This window comes from Nocardia sp. NPDC051911, from assembly GCF_040681035.1.
GTDB lineage: Bacteria > Actinomycetota > Actinomycetes > Mycobacteriales > Mycobacteriaceae > Nocardia > Nocardia sichangensis.
On sequence record NZ_JBFAXY010000014.1, the window covers coordinates 80,780 to 102,100 of the forward strand.

At 67.8% G+C, this 21,321-nt stretch carries 22 protein-coding genes; 7 read left to right on the forward strand and 15 right to left on the reverse strand.

Going from position 1 to position 21,321, the window contains the following annotated elements; genetic code table 11:
- Positions 1-78 precede the first annotated feature (78 nt).
- Complete coding sequence (locus tag AB0L97_RS19120; protein WP_364431167.1) at positions 79-894, forward strand: hypothetical protein; 816 nt, start codon at positions 79-81, stop codon at positions 892-894.
- A 46-nt stretch (positions 895-940) separates the two neighbouring features.
- Positions 941-1,672, forward strand: a complete 732-nt coding sequence (locus AB0L97_RS19125) for a serine protease (RefSeq protein WP_356961870.1) — start codon at positions 941-943, stop codon at positions 1,670-1,672.
- A 19-nt stretch (positions 1,673-1,691) separates the two neighbouring features.
- Here AB0L97_RS19125 and AB0L97_RS19130 read toward each other — a convergent pair whose 3' ends face one another.
- From AB0L97_RS19130 to AB0L97_RS19175, 10 genes are all read right to left on the reverse strand, one after another.
- A complete protein-coding gene (locus tag AB0L97_RS19130) occupies positions 1,692-2,114 on the reverse strand; it encodes a hypothetical protein (protein WP_355070891.1) in 423 nt (140 codons plus the stop codon).
- 70 nt (positions 2,115-2,184) lie between these two features.
- On the reverse strand, positions 2,185-3,246 hold the full coding sequence (locus tag AB0L97_RS19135) for a ferrochelatase (protein ID WP_364431172.1): 1,062 nt from the start codon (positions 3,244-3,246) through the stop codon (positions 2,185-2,187).
- Positions 3,247-3,267: 21 nt separating this feature from the next.
- Positions 3,268-4,104 carry an NADH-dependent enoyl-ACP reductase InhA gene (gene inhA / locus AB0L97_RS19140; RefSeq protein WP_355070887.1) on the reverse strand — a complete coding sequence of 279 codons (837 nt, stop codon included), beginning with the start codon at positions 4,102-4,104 and terminating at the stop codon, positions 3,268-3,270.
- A gap of 80 nt (positions 4,105-4,184) precedes the next feature.
- On the reverse strand, positions 4,185-4,901 hold the full coding sequence (gene fabG1, locus AB0L97_RS19145; protein WP_356961866.1) for a 3-oxoacyl-ACP reductase FabG1: 717 nt from the start codon (positions 4,899-4,901) through the stop codon (positions 4,185-4,187).
- A gap of 225 nt (positions 4,902-5,126) precedes the next feature.
- Positions 5,127-5,486 (reverse strand): peptidase inhibitor family I36 protein, encoded by a 360-nt coding sequence (locus tag AB0L97_RS19150; protein ID WP_355070883.1) that lies wholly within the window; start codon positions 5,484-5,486, stop codon positions 5,127-5,129.
- A 112-nt stretch (positions 5,487-5,598) separates the two neighbouring features.
- Positions 5,599-6,600, reverse strand: coding sequence for a VWA domain-containing protein (locus AB0L97_RS19155; RefSeq protein WP_355070881.1), 1,002 nt, complete (start codon positions 6,598-6,600; stop codon positions 5,599-5,601).
- A complete protein-coding gene (locus AB0L97_RS19160; RefSeq protein WP_355070879.1) occupies positions 6,597-7,556 on the reverse strand; it encodes a DUF58 domain-containing protein in 960 nt (319 codons plus the stop codon). Before AB0L97_RS19160 ends, AB0L97_RS19155 begins: the two co-directional genes overlap by 4 nt.
- Before the next feature lie 26 nt (positions 7,557-7,582).
- Positions 7,583-8,764 (reverse strand): MoxR family ATPase, encoded by a 1,182-nt coding sequence (locus tag AB0L97_RS19165; protein ID WP_355070877.1) that lies wholly within the window; start codon positions 8,762-8,764, stop codon positions 7,583-7,585.
- A 134-nt stretch (positions 8,765-8,898) separates the two neighbouring features.
- A complete protein-coding gene (locus tag AB0L97_RS19170) occupies positions 8,899-10,215 on the reverse strand; it encodes an NlpC/P60 family protein (RefSeq protein WP_364431180.1) in 1,317 nt (438 codons plus the stop codon).
- Positions 10,216-10,779: 564 nt separating this feature from the next.
- On the reverse strand, positions 10,780-11,370 hold the full coding sequence (locus AB0L97_RS19175; protein WP_356961861.1) for a DUF6676 family protein: 591 nt from the start codon (positions 11,368-11,370) through the stop codon (positions 10,780-10,782).
- 286 nt (positions 11,371-11,656) lie between these two features.
- Between AB0L97_RS19175 and AB0L97_RS19180 the strand changes: the two genes are divergently transcribed.
- Positions 11,657-14,476 carry an aconitate hydratase gene (locus tag AB0L97_RS19180; protein WP_355070871.1) on the forward strand — a complete coding sequence of 940 codons (2,820 nt, stop codon included), beginning with the start codon at positions 11,657-11,659 and terminating at the stop codon, positions 14,474-14,476.
- 111 nt (positions 14,477-14,587) lie between these two features.
- The gene (locus tag AB0L97_RS19185) at positions 14,588-15,154 is read left to right on the forward strand and encodes a TetR/AcrR family transcriptional regulator (RefSeq protein WP_039798681.1); all 567 of its coding nucleotides are present in this window, start codon (positions 14,588-14,590) and stop codon (positions 15,152-15,154) included.
- Between the two features lie 6 nt (positions 15,155-15,160).
- Here the strand turns inward: AB0L97_RS19185 and AB0L97_RS19190 are convergent, their stop codons facing one another.
- Both AB0L97_RS19190 and AB0L97_RS19195 read right to left on the reverse strand, forming a co-directional pair.
- The gene (locus tag AB0L97_RS19190) at positions 15,161-15,955 is read right to left on the reverse strand and encodes a hypothetical protein (protein WP_355070869.1); all 795 of its coding nucleotides are present in this window, start codon (positions 15,953-15,955) and stop codon (positions 15,161-15,163) included.
- Positions 15,956-16,114: 159 nt separating this feature from the next.
- Positions 16,115-16,621, reverse strand: coding sequence for a MarR family transcriptional regulator (locus AB0L97_RS19195; RefSeq protein WP_355070867.1), 507 nt, complete (start codon positions 16,619-16,621; stop codon positions 16,115-16,117).
- Positions 16,622-16,693: 72 nt separating this feature from the next.
- On the opposite strand from AB0L97_RS19195, the gene AB0L97_RS19200 reads away from it, so the two are divergent.
- The 3 genes from AB0L97_RS19200 (at position 16,694) to AB0L97_RS19210 (ending at position 19,009) form a co-directional block, all read left to right on the forward strand.
- Complete coding sequence (locus AB0L97_RS19200) at positions 16,694-17,197, forward strand: cupin domain-containing protein (protein WP_355070865.1); 504 nt, start codon at positions 16,694-16,696, stop codon at positions 17,195-17,197.
- Positions 17,198-17,579: 382 nt separating this feature from the next.
- Positions 17,580-18,035: a hypothetical protein gene (locus tag AB0L97_RS19205; protein WP_355070863.1), complete on the forward strand. Its 456-nt coding sequence runs from the start codon at positions 17,580-17,582 to the stop codon at positions 18,033-18,035.
- Positions 18,036-18,079: 44 nt separating this feature from the next.
- Positions 18,080-19,009 (forward strand): hypothetical protein, encoded by a 930-nt coding sequence (locus AB0L97_RS19210; RefSeq protein ID WP_355070861.1) that lies wholly within the window; start codon positions 18,080-18,082, stop codon positions 19,007-19,009.
- A 6-nt stretch (positions 19,010-19,015) separates the two neighbouring features.
- Here AB0L97_RS19210 and AB0L97_RS19215 read toward each other — a convergent pair whose 3' ends face one another.
- The 3 genes from AB0L97_RS19215 to AB0L97_RS19225 all read right to left on the reverse strand — a co-directional run bounded on the left by AB0L97_RS19215 (position 19,016) and on the right by AB0L97_RS19225 (position 21,296).
- Complete coding sequence (locus tag AB0L97_RS19215) at positions 19,016-19,210, reverse strand: hypothetical protein (protein WP_364431190.1); 195 nt, start codon at positions 19,208-19,210, stop codon at positions 19,016-19,018.
- A gap of 142 nt (positions 19,211-19,352) precedes the next feature.
- Entirely contained in the window at positions 19,353-19,583 is a 231-nt protein-coding gene (locus AB0L97_RS19220) for a helix-turn-helix domain-containing protein (protein ID WP_355070859.1), read from the reverse strand.
- A gap of 81 nt (positions 19,584-19,664) precedes the next feature.
- A complete protein-coding gene (locus AB0L97_RS19225) occupies positions 19,665-21,296 on the reverse strand; it encodes an ABC-F family ATP-binding cassette domain-containing protein (RefSeq protein ID WP_356961853.1) in 1,632 nt (543 codons plus the stop codon).
- Positions 21,297-21,321 lie beyond the last annotated feature (25 nt).

Consider the following 21,321-nt stretch of genomic DNA (forward strand, 5'->3'; position numbering starts at 1 on the left):
CGCGGTTTCCGTGCTGCTCACCAATGCCCTTGCGTATGGATGCCCACCGGTAGCGCCCACCCTTTATGCTCGATAATTATGTGCTCTCCAAGTGCGACGCTGACGGTGTGGGCGAGCTCCTGGCTGGCCGGCTGCAGTGCGCCCGACGACGTTTTGGCCGCCTTGCACGCGTGGGCGCCGAAGCACACCATCGCGGCTGGTGATCCGCTCACCGGCGGCCGCACCGACCTACCCTGGTCCGCCCACGGCAACCTGCCGGGGAGCGGAGTCATGGCACTGCTCAAGGTGATTCGCGAGACGATGGCGCAACCCGGCGCGCAACTGCGGTTGGTGCTCCCGGTCCCAGGAGACATCCGCGGCGTCCCCGCGGGCACGGCGTTCGCCGCCGACTCGATCGAGGCGGGCGAGGGCATGCTGATCGGCGTACCCGGCACCGAGGGCACCGGCCTCATCCCGCGCTGGGCCGAGGACGACACGCTGCAATGGACCGTCTACAGTGCGCCCATCCCCTCGGCGCCCGGCCCCGACATGTCCCTCGGCGAAGCCGAATACGCGATGCGCGAAGCGGTTCGCGATGCCGCCGACGCGCTGATGAAGCTGCACACCACATCGCTGGGCGCGCCCGACTCCGATCCCCGCGAGCTCATCGAAGCCGAACTGGCCGACTATTCGCGGCACGACTATCCCGAGTCGATTTCATTGCGCGCCAGGCGCATTCTCGACACCGCCGATCATGTCGCGGCCATCCTCACGGTGGCGCAGCGGGAGCCCGCTTCCGCGCCCACCTCCGCCAGCGCGATCGGTGCGCAGGAATCGCTGCTGCGGCCGCTGTGGGACGCGATCCGCGCCGCGCGCCTGGTCGCCGTGCACGCCTCCGCGCGCGGAAGCCGCTGACATCATGCCGGGGCGGTGTGAGATGCGTTTTTCCCATCGTTGCCGCATGGCCGCCGTCACCATCGCGACTGTTCTGTTCGGTCTCACTCTGCACGCCCCGGCCTCGGCGATCGTGGGCGGCGCCGACGCGACGACATCGGAGTATCCGTGGCTGGCGGCCATCGGCACGCCGTTGTTACTCACCCGCGCCTCCGGGCAGTTCTGCGGCGGCGCGCTCGTCGCACCGGACCAGGTGATCACGACGGCGCACTGCGTGGCCCTGGCACAGACGCTGACCCAAACGCTCACCGTCACCTTCGGCCGTGACGACCTTCGCGGAAGCGACGGAAAAACCGTGCATGTCAAGAACATTCGCATGCATCCGGGTTTCCTGGCAACCGTTCTGGACATGACGACCGCGTATCGCAACGACGTGGCGATCCTCACCCTGGACGAGCCGCAGCCCGGTCCGACGATCACCGTCGCCCCGCCCACTTCGGGCAACGCGACCATCCTGGGCTGGGGCGCGACCTCCGAAACCGACGAGACCAACACCCGGTTGCGCGCGGCGAACGTCCCACTGGCCGCCGATGGTGAGTGCGCCACCGCCTATGGTCCGGCCTTCGATCCGTACACCATGCTCTGCGCGGGCACTCCCACCGCGGACACCGCCCAGTACGACAGCGGCGGCCCGATTCTCGTCGACGGGCGACTTGCCGGTCTCACATCCTGGGGCGTAGGCGCGGCCCGCCCTGGCTTCCCCACTGTCTACACCCGCCTGACCAGCCCGGGCTTCTGAGTCACAGGCACGGCGAGTTTCACTGCTGCGGCGGGTACGGCGGCTGCTGCGGCGGGTACTGGTGCTGCGGCGGATATTGCTGATACTGCTGTTGCCCCTGCGGCGGATAGGGCTGTTGGTACTGCGGCGCCGGATACTGAGGTTGTCCCTGCAAATTCTGCTGCGGAAGATACTGCTGGGGGTACTGCTGCTGCGGATATTGCTGAGGCTGGTTCGATTGATTCGACTTGTTCCGCTTGCTCAGCCAGATCACGAGCCCGATGACCACGGCGACGACCCCGATGCACAGCAGCAGACCTCCGATCGAGAAACCACCGCCGCCACCGCTGCGACCACGGCGCCTGGCCTCGGTGACGTCGAGCGCCACGGTCCATACGTTCGTGTCGGACCAGGCGTGCGGATCGAGCACGGCGGCATTGGTCAGCATGTCGGCATAGGTCATCTAGAGGTACCCCCCAGAAAGTCGGATTCGGCGATCGGTCGCAGGCGATGCTATCCGCGACCGCTCCTCCTCAATTCCCAGCAGTGGGACGGCGCGTGACCGCACAGCAGCCGACGGCGCACGGCGCGCCGTCGCGCGTGCAGCCGTAGCCGGGCACCGCGCCGAGCCGCCGGGGTTCGGCTCCGCGCAACTGCTCGGACACCAGTTCGACGACCAGCTTCGCGAAACGCGGATCGCTTCCCGGCGTCGCGGCCCGCGCGAAGCCCATACCGAGTTCGGCGGCTTTCCGCGCGGCCTCGTTGTCCAGATCCCAGATGACTTCGAGATGGTCGGAGACGAAGCCCACCGGACAGACGACCACGGCCTCGACCCCCTTGGCCGCGAGATCGTCCAGGTGGTCGACGATGTCCGGTTCCAGCCACGGCACCTGCGGCGGACCCGAACGCGACTGCCAGACGAGGTCGTAATCGGTGAAACCGGTTGCCGCGGCGCACAATCGGGCCGCGTCGGCGACCTGACGACTGTACAGCCGACCGCCGTCGGCAGGCGGACCCGCGGCGGCATCGGCCGACACCGGAATGGAATGCGCGGTGAACACCAGCCTTGCCGCGGCGCGCTGCCCGGCCGGGAGCCGATCGCGCGCCGCGCGAATGGCATCGGCGAACGTCTCGATCAACAGCGGGTGATCGAAGTACTGACGCAGCTTCAGCAGTTCCGGCGCGCCCGCACCGAAAGCCGCACGCGCCCGGGCGATGTCCTCGTGGTACTGCAGGCATCCGGAGTAGCCGCCCCACGCCGAAGTCGGGAAGACCAGTGCGGCGCCGACACCGTCGGCGGCCATCCGCCCGACGGTGTCCTCCACCATGGGATGCCAGTTCCGGTTACCGAAGTACACCGGCAGCTCGATACCCGCGGCGGCCAGTTCGGCCTCGACCGCCGTGATGATGTCGCGATTGAGCGCGTTGATCGGCGAGACACCGCCGAAGTGCAGATAGTGCTCGGCGACCGCTTCCAGGCGCTCACGCGGCACTCCCCTGCCCCGGGTGACGTTCTCCAGGAACGGCATCACGTCTTCGGGACGCTCCGGACCGCCGAAGGACAGCAGCAGCAGCGCGTCGGCGGTTCGAACCACGGTGTCTCCCATCCGATCGGCTCAGTTGATCGCCATGTTCTCCGGGAACCAGGTGTTGTGGCTGGCTCCGCCGTCGACGTAGATGATCGAACCGGTGGTGCCAGGCAGCCAGTCCGACAGCAGCGCCACGATCGACTTCGCCACCACCGTGGGGTCGTCGACGTCCCAGCCGATCGGCGAGGCGCCGTCCCAGTAGACGTTGAGCTGATTGAGCTTGGCGGCGTCGTCGGTCGCGGTGCCCGCGATCGCCTTGGCGGCCAGCGTCTTGATCGGCCCCGCGGCGATGAGGTTGGACCGGATCTTCTTCGCCGCGCCCACCTCGCGGGCGACATACCGGTTCACCGACTCCAGCGCGGCCTTCGCCACGCCCATCCAGTTGTAGAACGGCATCGCGGTGCGCGGATCGAAGTCCATGCCGACGATCGAGCCGCCCTCGTTCATCACCGGCAACACCGCGCGCGACAGCGACGCGTAGCTCCACGCCGAGATCTCGAACGCCTTGGCGGCATCCGGGCCCGGGCCGTCGAGGAACGGCCGAGCCTCCGGCCCCATGAGGGTGCGTGGCGCGAACGCGATCGAGTGCAGCACCCCGTCGATCCCCTGCGGAGCCAGTTCCCGCAGCTTGTCGGCCAGGCCTGCGAGATCCTCTTCGCTGGTCACGTCGAGCCCGATGGCCGGCGGGACCTCCTGGGGCAGGCGTTTGGCGATCCGGTCGATCAGCCGCAGCCGCTCCGGGATGCCGGTGATGAGCACCTTCGCGCCCTGCTCCTGCGCGACGGCCGCCGCGTGGAACGCGATCGACGAGTCGGTGATGATGCCCGTGACCAGGATGGTCTTGCCTTCGAGCAGTCCGCCCATGAGTTCTCGGTTCTCCTGAAATTCGAATGTGGGGTTGGCTGCGGGCGGCCTGGACCGGCCGCGCTACGCGTTCGGTGTGGTCAGTGGCCCATGCCCATGCCGCCGTCGACCGGGATGACGGCGCCGGAGACGTAGGCGGAGTCCTCGGAAGCCAGGAAGCTGACCACGGCCGCGATGTCCTCCGGCTGGCCGAGCCGCTGCAAGGGGATGAACTTCTTGGCCATGTCGCGCACGTCCTCGGGCAGGTCGGCGGTCATGTCGGTCTCGATGAAACCCGGGGCGACGACATTCGCGGTGATCGAGCGCGAGCCGAGCTCGCGGGTGATCGAGCGGGCCAGACCGATCACACCGGCCTTGGAGGAGGCGTAGTTGATCTGACCGGCTTGGCCGCTCATGCCGACCACCGAGCCGAGGAAGATCATCCGGCCCCAGCGCGCGCGCAGCATGGCGCGGTTCGCGCGCTTGGCGCACCGGAACGCACCGGTCAGATTGGCGTCGAGCACCCGGGTGAACTGCTCCTCGTTCATCCGCATGAGCAGCGTGTCGTCGGTGATGCCCGCGTTGGCCACCAGCACCTCGACCGGACCCTGGTGCGCCTCCACCTCGGCGAAGGCGCCGTCCACCGATTCGCTGTCGGTCACATCGCATTTCACACCGAACAGGCCGTCCGGCACCCCCGAGCCACGATGCGTGACGGCCACCTTGTGACCGTCGGCAAGCAGACGCTGCGCGACCGCGAGTCCGATGCCGCGGTTTCCGCCGGTCACCAGGACCGACCGGGATGTGATGTTCGACATGGGGTTCAACCTACCTGGTCGAATCGGCAGGCAACGACCGGGCCGCCACGTTCGTCCGACCGCCATCCGAGCCCGGCCGCGTTCGTGAAACGCCACAATGACAGCGCGAAACGAAGCCCGATCACGCGGACCGGCCGGTGGTGTGCAGGACACCACCGGCCGGTCGGCATTCGATCGATGCGCCGCCTTTCACTCACCTTCGGCGAGCGACGCGAGAGGCGCTGCTCAGCAGCTGGGGCACCAAGTCACGGACAGCGCGTCGAACCCCAGATCCTCCACCTGCTTACCCGGCCCCACGTAACGGTACGGTTGTCCGCCGCCACAGTTGGAACCGGAGCTGAACAGCAACTCGACGTTCGTGTTGTTGATCACCGATCTGGTGCTCGGATCTCCCGCGGGTCCGCAGTAGTTCCGGAAGTTCTTGGTGTTGAGCGTGACCACCTTCGCCGTACCGGAAAAGCCGACACCGGAGTACTGACACAGACTGCCGGTTGGACAGCCTGCCGCTGAAGCTTCCGGAAGCGGAGCCACGACAAAGGCCAGCGCGGCGAACGCGATTGCGGTGACGATTGCAGAAATTCGCATGATTCCTCCCCAAATGGAGGGCGGCACTCCCTTACCGCCCGTCCTGGGCACGGTAACACACTTTCCCGGCTATGGCCCGTGTAATCGCCTGCGCGCCTTGCTGTTCGCAGCGCTAAGGCAAACGCTGGCGATACACCAGACCGATGACCACTCCCGCCGCGACGACCACCAGTCCGAGCAGCAGCCACGGACGACTGGCGTCGCCTCTGGTCAGCTCGTACCCGATCTGTTGCTCCAAGGTGTCGTACACCTTGGTCAACTCCTGCAACGACGACGCGGTGTAGAACTCCCCGCTGGACAGTCGCGCTATCTCGCGCATGGCGTCGTCGTCCACCTCGACGCGTACCTGGTCCTTGCTGCCGTCCTCCCGGGGGATCTCGACGACGCCCCAGCGAGTGCCGAAGGAAATGGTCGAGATGGGGACGTTCTTGCTCTTGGCGAGCCGGGCGGCGACGTACTCGTGCCGGGGGTTGTCGACGTCCTTGAAATCCGGAACTGTCTGCTTACCGTCCGACATCAGCACGATCCTGGCAGGCGGTGGCTCCTGGGCGCCGCCGAGCACCGTGGCGAGCGTCTCGATCGCCTGCAGCGCGGTGAGAATGCCTTCACCGGTAGCGGTGCGCTCGGCCAGCCGCACATTGTCGATCGCGGCTTTGACCGATTCGTGGTTCGTCGTGGGCGAGACCATCACCGAAGCGGTGCCCGCGAAGGTGACGAAGCCGATGTTCACGCCCTCGGGCAGTCCGTCGACGAACTCCTTGCCCGCCTTCTTGGCGACCTGGATGCGGCTCGGGGCGACGTCGGTCGCCTCCATCGACAGCGACACGTCCATCACCAGCATGACGGTCGCGCGGTTGCGCGGCACCTTCTTGACCGCGGTCGGTCCGGCCGCGGCGACGGTGAGGAACACCAGGCCGACCAGCAGCAGCGCGACGGCCACATGCCGGAACGCGCTCGGCCGCGACGGAGCGACCTTCTCCAGCAGCGCCATGTTGGTGAACTTCAACATGTGCTTGCGCCGATTGCGCTGCACCAGGACGTAGCCGAGCGCGATCAGCGCGATGACGACGAGGAATCCCAGCCAGATCTGTGCGGTGAAATGCGAAATACTCACTGGCGTGGCACCCGCCCGGTCGGGGCGCCGAAGCTGTGGCGCCGGGTGGACACGAACCGGACCACGTCGGCGATCCAGTCCCGATCGGTTCGCAAGGTGAGCACCGGAGCGCCACAGCTGCGCAGAGCCTGTTCGACCTGCTGCCGGTGGCGCTGCGCGGCAGCCGCGAAATCGGCGCGCAGCGTGGAGGTCACGCTGAACTCGCGGGTGCGCCCGGTCTCCGGGTCGTGCAGTACGACGTCGCCCATGTCGGGCAGGGAGAGGTCGCGCGGGTCGAGCACCTCGACCGCGAGCAGATCGTGCCTGGCCGAGATCGCGCGCAGCGAGCGCTGCCAATCGATGTCACCCAGGAAATCGCTGATGATCACCGCGAGTCCACGTTTGCGCTGCGGACGGCGCAGCGATTCGATGCCGCCGCGCAGGTCGCCGCGCACGCCGTCGCGCGCGTGCGGTGTGGTCGCGATGCCGCGCAGCAGCGACTGGGCGTGGACGCGCCCGCCGCGCGCCGGGATGCGGGTCAACCGTTCGCCGGTGGCGACAACCGCACCGATCCGGTTGCCGCCGCCACTGGTCAGATGGGTGATTGCGGCCGCGGCGGCGATGGCGAGATCACGCTTCTGGCAGGCGGCGGTGCCGAAGTCGAGGCTGGCCGACAGATCGACCACCATCCAGGTCTCCAGCTCCCGGTCGGCGATCATCTGCCGCACGTGCGGATGAGTGGTGCGGGCGGTGACCGACCAATCCATCTGGCGCACGTCGTCGCCCGGTTGGTAGGCGCGCGCCTCACCCGGCTCGGAGCCGGGACCGGGGATGAGACCGAGGTGATCGCCGTGCAGCACGCCGTCGAGCCTGCGGCGCACGGTGAGTTCGAGGGTCTTGAGCGCGACCGTGAGCCTGGGGTCGGTCAACTCCCCCGCGTGGAAGGACGGCGGTGCGTGGGACGGCGACGTCGGCACTGGCGCGACCCGATCCGATGCCGAGGTCACTTCGGCGGAACGGTGCCCGCGGGCTGCGACTGCTGCCCGTTGGGCGGCTGGGGCACGGCCTGCTGCGGCGACGGCGGCTGGGGAACCTGCTGCGGGGCGCCCTGCGGCGGCGCGGCGGGCACGCCGGGCGCGACGGCCTGCGGGGCGACCTGTGGCAGGCCGACGGTCTGCAGAACGCGCTTGATGACGTCCTCCGGGCTGATCTCGTCGGCGAGCGCGTCGTAGGACAGCACCAGGCGATGGCGCAACACGTCCGGGATCACTTCGACGACGTCCTGCGGCACCACGTAATCGCGGCCGCGGATGAGCGCGACGGCGCGGGCCGCGGCGATGATGCCGAGGCTGGCGCGCGGCGACGCGCCGTAGGAGATCCAGCTGGCCACGTCCTGCATGCCGAAATCGGCCGGTTTGCGGGTCGCCGCGATCACCCGGACCACGTAGTCGACCAGGGCGTGGTGCACGAAGGTGTTGGCCGCGACCTTCTGCAGACGGATCAAGTCCTCCGGCTCCAGGATCCGGCTCGCCTCCGGCGGGGTGACGCCCATCCGGTAGATGATCTCGCGCTCCTCCTCCACGGAGGGGTAGTCGACGACGACCTTGAACAAGAAGCGGTCGCGCTGCGCTTCGGGCAGCGGGTACACGCCCTCGCTCTCGATCGGGTTCTGCGTCGCCATGACCAGGAACGGGTCGGGCATCGGGTAGGTCTTGCCGCCGATCGACACGTGCCGCTCGGCCATCACCTCGAGCAGCGCCGACTGCACCTTGGCGGGCGCGCGGTTGATCTCGTCGGCGAGCACGAAGTTGGCGACGACCGGGCCGAGTTCGGTGTCGAACTCTTCGCGGCCCTGCCGGTAGATGCGAGTACCGATGAGGTCGGTGGGCACCAGGTCGGGCGTGAACTGCACGCGGGCGAACGAGCCGCCGACCACCCTGGCGAAGGTCTCCACGGCGAGGGTCTTCGCGATGCCGGGAACACCTTCGAGCAGAACGTGACCACGTGCGAGCACGCCCACGAGCAGTCGTTCGACCAGGCGATCCTGGCCCACGATCACCCGCTTGACCTCGTAGATCGCCTTCTCCAGGGTCTGGACGTCACGCTCGAGGGTGCTGGGCGTCGAGACCGGCGCATCCTTCGCCGAGTTCGCTCCGCTCACACCGTCCGTCGAAGTCACCAACATCCCCGCTTTCGCCTTGGTCCTGTGCGTGCTGCCACAACTATTCCAGGTAATCACCGCCTGTGCCGCAACCGGACCCGACAGAATGGGAATTTCCGCGGTCCTCCGGCCGGGCGGGGCACCCGGAATGTCCGATATCAGGAGACGACGCGCACCGCGAACGGCATGATGCCGCCCTCGCGGACCGGGGACACCTTCACCACGTCGCCGGATTCCGGCGCCTCCACCATCTTCCCGTCACCGAGATACAGCGCCACGTGCTGGCTGCCGTTCGGCCCCCAGAACAGCATGTCGCCGCGCTCGCGATCGCCGACCGGCACTCGGGTGCCCGCGTTGTATTGGTAGCCGCTGTAGTGCGGCAGTGAGACCCCCACGCCCGCGAACGCGTAGACCATCAACCCCGAGCAATCGAAGCCGACCTTCTCGAAGTCCCCGTAACTGTCGGCGACGCCGCCGTCCCGGATGCCGCGGGTCGGCCCGTCCTCATCGCCGCCTCCCCAGGCGTAGGTGACGCCGAGTTGTGACATGGCGCGATCGACCACGATCTCGATCGCCGCGGAGCCTTCGACCGGTGGCGACTTCGGTCGTGGCGCGCTCCGCCGCGGTGGCGGCGCGTCCTCCAGCTGAGTGTGCGGGCGTTTTCCGGTGCCGAGTTCGGCGGCGCGATCGCGAGCGGCCTGGTCGGCGGCCGCGCGCGCGGCGGCCGCCGCCGCGGCGGCACGCACCGCCGCTTCCTCCACCTTGCGCATGGCGTCCCAGGCCAGGTACGCGTCACGCTGGTCCTGCAGGCCGGCCACGTTCTGCCGCGCTTGATCCAGCCTGCCCTGCGCGTCCTGGCGCCGCCGCAGCAGGTCGTCGCGCTGGGCGGTCTGCCGGTCGAGTTCGGCCTTCGCCGCGGCGACCGCGTTCTCGGCGTCGGCCCTGCGCGCGGCGGCGACGGCGGCGGCCGTGTCGGCGTCCGATTTCGCCCGCCGCGCGGTGGAGTTCTTGTTGCCTTGATCGATCTGCGCGCGCCGCAGACCGTCCAGCACCTGCTGACGATTTTTGGAGACCAGCTCGAGGAGCTGTGCCCGGTCCAGTGCGACCGCAGGGGTGGCCGCGGCGAGGTAGGTGACCATCGAGCCGGAGCCCGGATTGGTATAGGCCTGGGTGGCGAACTGATCGAAGTTGCGTCGCGCCTGGCCCACCTTGGCCGCGGCATCGGCGAGGTCGAGCTGGGTGTCCACCACCACGACGGCGGCCGCGTCGGCGGCGTCGCGCGCGGTCTGCAGGTCCACCAGCGCTCGGTTGACGTCCTCCCGGCGCTGCGCGACGGCGTCGTCGAGTTGCCCCAGTTGCTGATCGACCACGGCGACCTGGTTGATCAGGGTGCCGACCTCGGCGACACCGGCGTCCACCTGCGCGCCCGCCTGGGCGATTTCGCCGTCGCTGGGATTTGGCGGAGGAGGTGGCACAGCAGCGACAGGTCCAGTCGTGACCACTACAACGACCGCAATCAGCAATCCCACAGCGACCGATAGTCGGCGCCGGTTGGTGAGCCCGCCGTTGTTGCGCATCACACCTCCAAGGACCGGATTCCGGCAATCCTCGAGGGCATCAGGCGAACCAGGATGCACTGTGGTCGACAGATGGCCTCTGGGAACACTTATTCCCCATCAGGGACCATTCGAACCGTACGACACTTACGTCACCGACAAAACGGCATCGACCTTGTTGCCGCCCACATCTTCTTCATTGCTAGAAATTTGCTGTACTGCGCGCCACGCTTTCTCCGAACACAACAGACCAACCGTTCGGAAAATTAGCTACATGGATGCTGACGGCCCGATTTCGCCCCATATCGGACACAGCTCGGCTTCGCATCGAGCGAAGGCGGTGTCAGCGACGCACGCCTGCGACGCGCAGAGGTACCGCGCCTGCGGCCGAGTGGCGATGGACAACCGCGCCGTTACCAGGCGCGGGTTACCACCAGAATGTCGAATCGGCCGCAGCCGGCTTCGCAGAAAAGCGCCGCGACCTCAGATGGCGCGCGCGTCGGACGACTCGCCGTCCGGTGTCCGCCGGGCGCTCGCCACACGCTCCGGACCGTCGGCCGCCGCCCGCCGGACCTTGACCCAGTACAGTCCGGCGATGACCGCCACCGTTCCACCCAGCAGTGCGCAGGTGATGGCGGTCCAGGACATCGACTCCGGCGTCTCCAAGCGGGCGGTGAAGATGCTCGCGGCTTCTCCGCTCTTACCTTGCGTGCCCTTGGCGGCGTCCTCGGCCCACTCCAGCCGCACACGGCTGATCGTGTCGCTGTAGGTGCCCACCCAGTCGTCGCTGAGAACGACCACGGTGCCGTGCTGCGTCTTACCCACCTCGGTGGCCAAGTCCCGTAGGCTCGAATCGTGTCCTGGATTGCCGGGGACGACCACGATGCTCAGCGGGATTCCTTGCGATCGCGCCTCCGCGGCGATGGCGGCCAGTTCCTTCTTGTCCTTACCGGTCAGTGTCGCGACGTGATCGTCGGCCAGATCGGCGTTGAGCGAGCGCACGGTGTCGGCGGTGACATTCGGCGGCAATTCGGCGGCCATAGGGGTGAAAACCGAGTTGTGCGGGGCGGTCATCTTCCATCCGGTCTGTCGAGCCGCATCGGCAACCGAAGCGACGGGCATCCAACACTGCAGGGCGAGCAAGATCCCCCTTGCTGGCTCGAAAGCACAGTACGCGACGGAGTGTCGCATCTCGCGCGCGCGGCACGCCGAACCGCCCCCTGGTGTTTCACAGGACAAGCGTACTGTTAAGGTCGTAGGCGCGAGGAACCAGCGCCGGAGCGGCGCCGGAGCACCTCCGAAGACTCGGCCGCCGGCACAGCCCCGCCGGTGGCCACCCGCACAGACGAGTGGAGCTGACGTGACGACAAGTATCGATACTTTCGGCGCCAAGGGCACCCTCGAGGTGGGAAGCAACTCCTACGAGATCTTCCGCCTCTCCGCCGTGCCCGGCACCGAGAAACTCCCGTACGCACTGAAGGTCCTCGCGGAGAATCTCCTCCGCACCGAGGACGGCGCCAACATCACCGCCGATCACATCCGCGCCATCGCGAGCTGGGATCCCACGGCGCAGCCGAACACCGAGATCCAGTTCACGCCCGCCCGCGTCATCATGCAGGACTTCACCGGCGTGCCGTGCATCGTGGACCTGGCCACCATGCGCGAGGCCGTGGCCACCCTGGGCGGCGACCCGGACAAGGTGAACCCCCTCGCCCCCGCCGAGATGGTCATCGACCACTCCGTCATCATCGACGTCTTCGGCCGGGCCGACGCCTTCGAGCGCAACGTCGACATCGAATACCAGCGCAACGGCGAGCGCTACCAGTTCCTGCGCTGGGGCCAGACCGCGTTCGACGACTTCAAGGTCGTCCCGCCGAGCACCGGCATCGTGCACCAGGTCAACATCGAGCACCTGGCCCGCGTCGTCATGGTCCGCAACGGCCAGGCCTACCCCGACACCTGTGTCGGCACCGACTCGCACACCACCATGGTCAACGGCCTCGGCGTCCTCGGTTGGGGCGTCGGCGGCATCGAGGCCGAGGCGGCCATGCTCGGCCAGCCCGTCTCGATGCTGATCCCGCGCGTCGTCGGCTTCAAGCTGACCGGTGAGATCCAGCCGGGCGTGACCGCCACCGACGTCGTGCTCACCGTCACCGACATGCTGCGCAAGCACGGCGTGGTCGGCAAGTTCGTCGAGTTCTACGGCAAGGGCGTGGCCGAGGTGCCGCTGGCCAACCGCGCCACCCTGGGCAACATGAGCCCCGAATTCGGTTCCACCGCCGCGATTTTCCCGATCGACGACGTGACCGTCGACTACCTGCGCCTGACCGGCCGCTCCGACGAGCAGGTCGCGCTGGTCGAGGCGTACGCCAAGGAGCAGGGCCTCTGGCACGATGCCGACTCCGAGCCCGCCTACTCCGAATACCTCGAACTGGATCTGAGCACCGTGGTGCCGTCCATCGCTGGCCCGAAGCGCCCGCAGGACCGGATCCTGCTGTCGGAGTCCAAGATCGCGTTCCGCAAGGACATCCACAACTACACCAACGACGCGGAGAGCGGCCCCGCCGCCGACACCCCGCACAGCAAGCTGGACGAGGCCGTCGAGGAGTCCTTCCCCGCGAGCGACCCGGCCGTGCTGTCCTTCGCCGACGACGGCGCCGAGTCGCTGGTGTCGGCCGCCAACGGCGCCGAGGGCCGTCCGTCCAAGCCGGTGACGGTGCGCAGCGAGGAGTACGGCGACTTCGTGCTCGACCACGGCGCCGTCGTGGTCGCCTCGATCACCTCCTGCACCAACACCTCCAACCCGTCGGTCATGCTCGGCGCGGCCCTGCTGGCCCGCAACGCGGTGGAGAAGGGCTTGGCCCGCAAGCCGTGGGTGAAGACGTCCATGGCTCCGGGTTCGCAGGTGGTCAACGGCTACTACGAGAAGGCGGGCCTGTGGCCGTACCTGGACAAGCTGGGCTTCAACCTGGTCGCGTTCGGTTGCGCCACCTGCATCGGCAACACCGGCCCGCTGCCGGAGGAGATCTCCAAGGCGGTCAACGACAACGACCTCACCGTCACCGCGGTGCTGTCGGGCAACCGTAACTTCGAAGGCCGCATCTCCCCCGACGTGAAGATGAACTACCTGGCCTCCCCGCCGCTGGTCATCGCCTACGCGCTCGCGGGAACCATGGACTTCGACTTCGAGAACGACCCGCTGGGCAAGGACACCGAGGGCAACGACGTCTTCCTGAAGGACATCTGGCCTTCGCCGCAGGAGATCCAGGACACCATCGACCGGGTCATCAGCCGCGACATGTTCCTCGAGGACTACAAGGACGTGTTCCGGGGTGACGAGCGCTGGCGCAGCCTGCCCACCCCGGAGGGCAAGACCTTCGAGTGGGACGCCGAGTCGACCTACGTGCGCAAGCCCCCGTACTTCGAAGGCATGCCGCAGACCCCGGAGCCGGTCACCGACATCAAGGGCGCCCGGGTGCTCGCGCTGCTCGGCGACTCGGTCACCACCGACCACATCTCCCCGGCGGGCAACATCAAGCCCGGCACCCCGGCCGCGCAGTACCTGGAGGCCAACGGCGTCGAGCGCAAGGACTACAACTCCTACGGCTCGCGGCGCGGCAACCACGAGGTGATGATCCGCGGCACCTTCGCCAACATCCGGCTGCGCAACCAGCTCCTCGACGACGTCTCGGGTGGCTACACCCGCGACTTCACCCAGGAGGGCGGCCCGCAGGCGTTCATCTACGACGCCTCGCAGAACTACCAGGCCGCGGGCGTCCCGCTGGTCGTGCTCGGCGGCAAGGAATACGGTTCGGGCTCCTCGCGCGACTGGGCCGCCAAGGGCACCAGCCTGCTGGGTGTGAAGGCCGTCATCACCGAGTCGTTCGAGCGCATCCACCGCTCCAACCTCATCGGCATGGGCGTCATCCCGCTGCAGTTCCCGGCGGGCGAGTCGGCCGCGTCGCTGAAGCTGGACGGCACCGAGACCTTCGACATCGAGGGCATCACCCAGCTCAACGAGGGTGCCACCCCGAAGACCCTGAAGGTCACGGCCACCAAGGAGAACGGTGACAAGATCACCTTCGACGCGGTGGTCCGCATCGACACCCCCGGCGAGGCCGACTACTACCGCAACGGCGGGATCCTGCAGTACGTGCTGCGCAACATGATTCGTGCCTGATCGCGCCACCTTCGCTGGCGCGTGTTCGCGCCACTGAAGTCTCGTGTCGGACAACCCCCGCGTCGGTCTACCGCCGACGCGGGGGTCCGTGTTTCCCCGCTGGAGGATTCCGTGCCCAAGGTCAGTGACGATCACCTCGCCGCCCGGCGCAGCCAGATCCTCGACGGAGCACGCCGCTGCTTCGCCGAGTACGGCTACGACGGCGCCACCGTGCGCCGCCTCGAGGAAGAGATCGGGCTGTCCAGGGGAGCCATTTTCCACCACTTCCGGGACAAGGACGCGCTGTTCCTCGCCCTCGCCCAGGAAGACGCCGAACGCATGGCCGATGTCGCGGCCAATCAGGGCATCGTGCAGGTGATGCGCGACATGCTCGCCCACCCCGAGCAGTTCAACTGGCTCGGAACGCGTTTGGAGATCGCCCGCAGGCTGCGCACCGATCCCGAATTCCGGGCGGGCTGGACCCAGCGTTCGGCCGAACTCACCGCCGCCACCTTGGCCCGCCTGGAACGTCGTAAGGCCGCGGGCGCGCTGCGCGACGACGTGCCCACCGACGTGCTGCTCGGCTACCTCGACCTCGTCCTCGACGGTTTGATCGCCCGGATCGCCTCCGGCCACACCAACGAGAACCTTTCCGCCGTATTGGATCTGGTCGAGGCGTCGGTCCGACGCAAGCAGTGAGAGCGGCTAGTACGCCGCGTTGAGGTACTCCGCGGCGTGCGTGGTCCACAGCACGTTCGTCCCCGGCATGTTCCGTCCGGAATAGAGCACGTGCTGACCGTCGGGCCACGGGGTCAGATAGCCGATGACGCCGCGTACGGCCGTCGTGTAGCGCTCGAGGTTCGCGATCGGGTCGCGCAGCAGGACTTCGAGCAGTTCGGCGAAGATCAGCGGCGCGACGTTGCCGATCCGAGCGCCCTCCACGAACGAGAACGGCGAGATACCCACGTCGATGACGCGCAACGGCGAATCCGCGGGCGATGCGGTGATGATGTCGCCGGGATTCGCGTACTCGCGGATGTCGATCGACGCGGGCCACGCGCCGCGCTGCCCGTGCAGGCCGAACGTATTCGCCGGGCAGAGGTTTCCGACCGACTGCCCGGCTCGGCGCAGCGGGTTGGCGATGTTCACCACGAAGGCGATCTCCAGCGGCGTTCCGTCGGTGTTCTTGTACTTCCCGGACCGCACGCCCTCCAGGATCCGGCTGGCGCAGATGCCGCCGAGCGAATAACTCAGCAGGCCGCAGACGTTCGGCGAGTCCTGGATCGCCCGCACGCCGGCGGCGATGCCGAGCCGTACCGACGTCTCCAGCGAAGGACCCCAGACCTCCGGCACGGGGCCGACGGAAGCGGGCCAATCCGGTTCGAAGCAGCTGAACTTCCCGGTGTCGAGTAGTTTCACGACGTCGTGCAGCATGCCCGCGGGCGTTCCGTCGGAGTTGCGCGGCTCCCCGGTGCCGCGGAGAGTGATGATGTCGATCATCGTGGCCTCCTTGCCCACCGCACCGACCCCTTCGGTACGGAATCTCAAGGTAGAGCAGGGACGCCCACTCGGCACGAGTATCGGGCTACCTCATCGCGGCACGAGTTCGCCCAAGTAGAGCGCGATTCGGCGGATCGAAGGGTGCGTGAGCTACCGCGGCTACGCGTCCGGTTCCATGCTGCTGAGCAGGATTCGCGCGAGCCGGTCCAGTTCCCGTCGCTCCCCCGCGGTGAGCACGGACAGCATCCGCGTCTCGTTCGCGGTGTGCTCGGTGACCACGGTGTCGACCAATTCCCGTCCTGCCTCGGTGAGGCCGACGCGCACCGCCCTGCGGTCCCGCGCGTCCGCGACGCGCCGCACCAGTCCCGCCGACTCCAGCCGGTCCAGCCGTCCGGTCATGCCCGCCCTGGACAACATCAGCGTGTCGGCGAGCACCGACGGGCTGAGTTCGAACGGCGCGCCCGAACGACGGAGCGCGGCGAGTACGTCGAATTCGCCGCGTTGCAGGCCGTGCTTGCCGAATACCGCCTCGATCTCACGCTGCGCCACCACCAACAGCCTGCCCAGACGTCCGGCCACGGCCATCGCCTCGAGATCCAGGTCGGGTCGTTCCCGCTGCCACTGCGCCACGATCGCGTCCACGGCGTCCGTTTTCCGCTCGGTCATGGACAGGATCTTATTCGGCACGATATAGTTCGGTAGCGAATTATCAATCACCGAACTAATCTGGAGGCTCCGATGGCCATTCCCGCGCCACGCAAGGACGTCGCGATCCGTCAGCCGCAGGATGCGGAGACCCTGCGTACCACGTCTGTCACCATGCGCCTGCTGATCGACGCCGAGGAGGCGGGCGGCGGGCTTAGCACACTCGAGGTCGACATGGACCGTGGAGCGGACGGCGCGGCGCCGCACTATCACACGCTTTCCGACGAACTGTTCTATGTCGCGGACGGCGAACTGCAACTGCTCGCAGGTGACCGCATCGTCACCGTCGGCGCGGGTGGTTCGATCGTGGTCCCGAAATTCATGCCGCACGCCTTCGGCGCCGCGCCGGACAGCACGGCACGGATCCTCATCGCGCTCACGCCCGGCGTGCAGCGCTTCGAGTACTTCCGGCTGCTGGAACGAATCGCCGCGGGCGAATCCCCGATGACCGATCTCGCCGCCGCTCAGGACGAGTTCGACAACCACTTCGTCGACGCCCCCGCTTGGTGGGCGGAGCGCAACGCGAACCGGAAGTGAAGTCGGTGCCCCTCCGGATCCGCTCGCGGACAATCAATTCGGAGCGAGTCGAACACGGCGCGGCGCGGGAGGAAATACGATGCCGCACAGCAGCCGTCGCCGCAGGCCACCTGCGCCCAGCAGGACGAGAGTACAGATGCACAGCCGCCAATATCGGGCTATGAGCAGCATCCGCGCCTCACGGGAGATTAGCTTCCCGATTGCCATCTCAGCATTTCCAGGCTACCGGAAAACTTTCGGTACTCGGGCGTTATGAATCGGAATTCGGTTTGCCATAGGCCGGGAAATCTCGCGATCCGAGCCGATAACGCCGCTCATCGCGATATGATCGCTCACACGCTTGGGGGTCGTGGCAAATCGCGAGCAGATCGGAGAAACGGCTATGACCGACGCAATCCACCTTCCCGGGACGACGCCGAGGGGTGACCGCGTTCCTCCGCTCCAGGGTCTGCTGGTCGCGGAATCGGACCGGCAGATCAGCGTGCGCGTCGCCGAGGGAACGTGGACCTTCAGTCGGTCCGATGTCCTGCGCGTGGTCGATTCCGCGGCGCCCCACGCCGATCAGGACGGGCGCCCGGTGCTGGTGGACATTCGCGCTGGCGCCACCGCCGATTTCACCCGCAGGCTGCGGATCGACCTGGTCGATCGGCCGATGACCATCCCGGAGTCACCGTCGGAGGCGCTCGGCGACGAGCAGTTGCGCCGGCTCACCGAAACCTGGGCCGACCGGCTGCAACTCGTCGACTGCCCGGGTGCGAGCGGTGCGACGTTCACCTACTGCCAGACCAAGTCGATGAACGGCAGCGACGACGGCATCAACTGCGACAGCCTCGACTGAGCGGCAGGCGGATGGCCGCACGCCGGCGCGGTTCGGTCCTGATCGTGTCCGAATCCGATGATCTACACGCCACCGCGATGGCGGCGACGCTGCGAGAACACCACGGGCTCGGCCCGATCCACCTCGACCTGCGCGATTTCCCCCAGGAGTCCGGCAGCTTCCGGCTGGACCGACTCGGCACCACACGCTCGCTGTCGCACCTGATCGGCCTCGACGACGTGCGGTCGGTGTGGTGGCGGCGACCGCATCCCGCGCGCGTGCCCGCGGGTGTCCGCGCCTCGGACAACGAGTTTCGCCAGGCCGAGTGCGACGGATTCATTCAAGGGCTGCTCTGGTCCATCCCCGCTCACTGGGTCAACGACCCCGGCGCCGACCGCACCGCGGCACGCAAGATCGTCCAGCTGGAGACGGCGCTGCGGGCCGGGTTCGCGGTGCCGGAGACGTTGATCACCAACGATCCGGACGAGGCGCGCAGCTTCGTCGAATCCCGGCCCGGTCCGGTCGTTTACAAGCGCACCGGCACCAGCCGGGCGGAGTTCGCCGAGACCAGGATCATCTCCAGGGACGATTTCGGCAGGCTGGCCGCGATCCGTTCGGCGCCGACCACCTTCCAGGACTACGTCGACGCCAGCTGCGATCTGCGCGTGGTGTGGGTGGACGGGGTCGAATGGACCGTGCGCATCGACTCCCAAGCGGGCGTCGGCAAGGTCGACTCCCGCTTGGACACATCGGTCGATTTCGCGCACGATCACCTGCCCGCCTCGGTGAGCAAGTCACTGGCCACGCTGATGGGCGCACTCGGATTGTCCTTCGGCGTGCTCGACATTCGGCTCGGCCGTGACGGCGAGTACTACTTCCTGGAGGTCAACCCGCAGGGCCAGTTCGCCTACCTGGAGATCAAGACCGGGCTGCCGATCTTTCGCAGCTTGGCCAACCTGCTGGTGGACGGTGACGGCATGGTGGAGGGCTACTGAACCCGGTCACAGGTCCGGCGGCACGATATCGAGACCGGAAACGCCCCGGTATGCGGCAACGGCGGCCCCGCATTCGCCGCGCAGCGGCGCTCCACCGGACGACAACAGCAGCCGAAGCCCGTCGCTGGACGGGGTCCCGCGCGACGACCAACGGCGCGAGCGCCGCTGAATTGCGTTGCGGCTCCACTCGATCGCCGACATGCGCCCGAGGACCTGGCATCGACGCCGCCGTGCAGCTCGGCGAGGTAGACATCCAGTTCGGGGGCGTCGACGTCGATCCGGTTGGGGGCTCCGCCCGTGGCGGCCGCGTAGCCGTCCGGCGGCAAAGCACGCCGTTGCGGCGCTATGGGCTCTTGCGGCGATTGGCTCCACCCCGGCTGCGGAGCTGCACATGCGACTCCACGAGGACGTTGTGGATGAAACCGTAGGAGCGGCCGGTGGACCGCGCCAGTGACCGGATGCTCGCACCGGCCTCGTACTGTTTCTTCAACTGGGTTTGTAGGCGATCGCGTGACTTGCCGGTGACGCGTGTGCCCTTACCCAATGTGGCCTTGCTCTGTGGCCTGTCGCTCATGGCTTCCTCCGAGTCGCCGAGCAGCGTCTTTCCAGGCTAAGCACTCAGCAGGCCGTGATCAACGGGTACCTGTGATGAATCTCACGCGAGCTGAATAAGTTCCAGATATTCGGCCGACCAATGGTCTTCTGTCCCGTCCGGGAGCAGGATCACACGTTCCGGAGACAATGCCTCCGCTGCACCCGGGTCGTGGGTCACGAGCACCACCGCGCCCGCATAGGTGCGCAAGGCGTCGAGGACCTGTTCCCGCGACACCGGGTCGAGATTGTTCGTCGGCTCGTCCAGCAGCAACACGTTCGCCGCCGAGGAGACCAGTCCGGCCAGCGCGAGACGGGTCTTCTCACCGCCCGAGAGCGTGCCCGCGGGCTGGTCGAGCTGCGGGCCGGAGAACATGAACGCGCCGAGCAGGCCGCGCAGCTCCTGCTCACCGGCGTCCGGCGCGGCGTGGCGGATGTTCTCCCACACGGTGGCGTTGTCGTCCAGGGTGTCGTGCTCCTGGGCGAAGTAACCGACCTTCAGACCGTGCCCCGGCACCAGACCACCCGCCGTAGGCTGCTCGACTCCGGCGAGCAGGCGCAGCAGCGTCGTCTTTCCCGCGCCGTTGAGCCCCAGCACCACCACCCTGCTACCGCGGTCGATCGCGAGGTCGACGCCGGTGAAGATCTCCAGCGAGCCGTAGACCTTGGTCAGGTTCTCCGCCATCAGCGGCGTCTTGCCGCAGGCGGCGGGCTCGGGGAACTTGATCCTGGCGACCTTGTCGGCGACGCGCACGTCGTCGAGTTCGGCCAGCAGGCGATCGGCGCGCTTGGCCATGTTCTGTGCCGCAGTCGCTTTCGTGGCCTTGGCGCCGAGCTTGGCCGCCTGGGCGCGCAGCGCGCTCGCCTTCTTCTCGGCGTTCGCGCGTTCCCGCCGCCTGCGCTGCTCGTCGGTGGCGCGCGCGTCCAGGTACTTCTTCCAGCCCATGTTGTAGACGTCGGCCTCGCCGCGCACCGCGTCCAGGAACCACACCTTGTTCACCACGTCGGCGAGCAGGTCCACGTCGTGACTGATGACGATCAGGCCGCCGTCGTGGTTCTGCAGGAAACCACGCAGCCAGGTGATCGAGTCGGCGTCGAGATGGTTGGTCGGCTCGTCCAGCAGCAAGATGGTGTCCGACCGCCCGCCGCTGCCGTCGGAGGCGGCGAACAGGATGCGCGCCAATTCGATTCGGCGCCGCTGTCCGCCGGACAAGGTGCGCAGCGGCTGACCGAGCACGCGGTCGGGCAGACCCAGGCTGTGGCAGATGCGCGCCGCCTCGCTCTCGGCGACGTAACCGCCCAGCGCCGAGAAGCGTTCCTCGAGCCGGCCGTACTTGCGGACCGCCTTCTCCCGCTCTTTGTCGTCGGCGACCTCGGCCATCAGCGCCTGTTGCTTCTCCATCTCCCGGATCAGCGTGTCCAGGCCGCGCGCGGACAGCACCCGGTCGCGGGCCAGCACGTCGAGGTTGCCTTCGCGCGGATCCTGCGGCAGATAACCGATATCGCTGGAGCGCAGGATCTTGCCCGCGTACGGCTCCCCCTCGCCTGCCAGGATGCGCAACGTGGTGGTCTTCCCCGCGCCGTTGCGCCCGACCAACCCGATCCGGTCGCCCGCCTGCACCCGAAGCGCCGGTCCGGGAGCGGACAGCAGGGTGCGGACTCCGGCCCGGACCTCCAGGTCGGTCGCGGTGATCACAAACTTCTCCTAGCGGATCGTGGTG